General features: G+C 38.1%; 2 protein-coding genes. Both read left to right on the forward strand.

Going from position 1 to position 1,482, the window contains the following annotated elements; translation table 11 throughout:
• Positions 1-589, forward strand: a 589-nt coding sequence (locus KEM39_RS11220; protein WP_249182780.1) for an RHS repeat-associated core domain-containing protein, incomplete at its 5' end; no start/stop codon positions are given.
• 16 nt (positions 590-605) lie between these two features.
• Entirely contained in the window at positions 606-1,097 is a 492-nt protein-coding gene (locus tag KEM39_RS11225) for an SUKH-3 domain-containing protein (RefSeq protein WP_211710056.1), read from the forward strand.
• Positions 1,098-1,482: the final 385 nt, after the last annotated feature.

A 1,482-nucleotide genomic window follows, 5' to 3' on the forward strand; every position in this document is an offset into this window, starting at 1 on the left:
GGGCCGTCTGAAAAAGGACGGGCGGGTTTACAAGGATGCGCATCAGCCGTTCAGATTGCAGAACCAGTATTACGATAGGGAAACCGGGCTGCACTATAACTATTTCCGCTATTACGAACCTGAAACCGGTAGGTTTATCAGTCAGGACCCGATTGGGCTTTTAGGGGAAGATAATCTCTACTGGTTTGGACCAAATACCGCTATATGGGTTGATTTATTTGGGCTATTAAAGTCTGCTAAAGTCCATGCCAAACAATATGCAAGACAAATAAGCAAAACAGAGCCTGTAAGTAAACATCCGACAACAGTGGCAGCTGTTATAGATAAAAAAACAGGAAGAATTTTTTATGGAGAGAGTGGAAAACTTAATGATGTTGTACATCCAGAGTTAAAAAAAGCATTACCTAAAACTAGTATGGAAAAATGGTCTACTACTAATTGTGCTGAAGTTAATGCTTTAAATAAAGCACTAAAAGCAAGACCAAGCGCCAAGATGGGAGATTTTGAGGTTGCCGCTGCTAATGTTAGGACAGGAAAGCGTAGAAAACCATGTAAAAATTGCTCTGTTACAGTAAGAAAATGTCATTAGATAATAAGGAATTATTATGACCAAAATTAATCTATCTAGAAGAGTTATGGATGTATTGCATCAGTCAGGTTATAAGAATGAATATTTTATTTCTGATTTTGAGTATTTTGAAATATTAGAAAAGTATGAAAAGTTTGGATTTAACCTTCCGGATTCCGTTAAAGAAGTTTTAAGAGTTTTTGGAGGTAGAAAAATAATATATGACAATGATTCTATACCAAGTAGGGATGCCAGCTATGAAATGGATTTTTCCTTAAATTCTGTTTTAGGAAAACTGAAAAAAAAAGATTATTTAATGGAAAGAATAAAATATTATAAACAGATATTAAATGTTAAACATTTAATTCCTATCTCAGTAATGCCATCTGGTCCTATGGAATTTTTAGTTAATGAAAAAAGCCATATTTACGGGATATTGGACAATCTCATCCTTTTTTACAAAGGCAATACCATATGGGAAAGTTTAGAAAAAGTATTAGATGGAGATGATGTAATTTTAAGTAGTTAGTAATATAAATTTTAACAAGCCGTAGCCTGCATAAATTTCTAAATTCACAGGTAAGGTGCGTGCCTCAAAGTACGCACGCGGTTTTTTCAATTTTCAGACGGCCTCGATACCTCTTTGAGGTCGTCTGAAACATTTGTTCTTTAACAATCCAACCCCATTACCGATTGATGCGTTGGTTGATATAGAGGCCGTCTGAAAGTTGGTTTTTCAGACGGCCTCTACGCCTACGACAAAGCGGGCAACATCCTGTCGGCCAACCAACCGGCCGCAGCCAAGTCGGGCCGTCTGAAAACCCCGGCCAACCCCAACCTGTACGCCGGCAACCGGCCGAAAGAATACAACGGCATCGAATACACCTACGACGCATTGGGCAACCTGATCTACC

Source organism: Neisseria sp. Marseille-Q1983 (genome assembly GCF_018224585.1).
GTDB lineage: Bacteria > Pseudomonadota > Gammaproteobacteria > Burkholderiales > Neisseriaceae > Neisseria > Neisseria polysaccharea.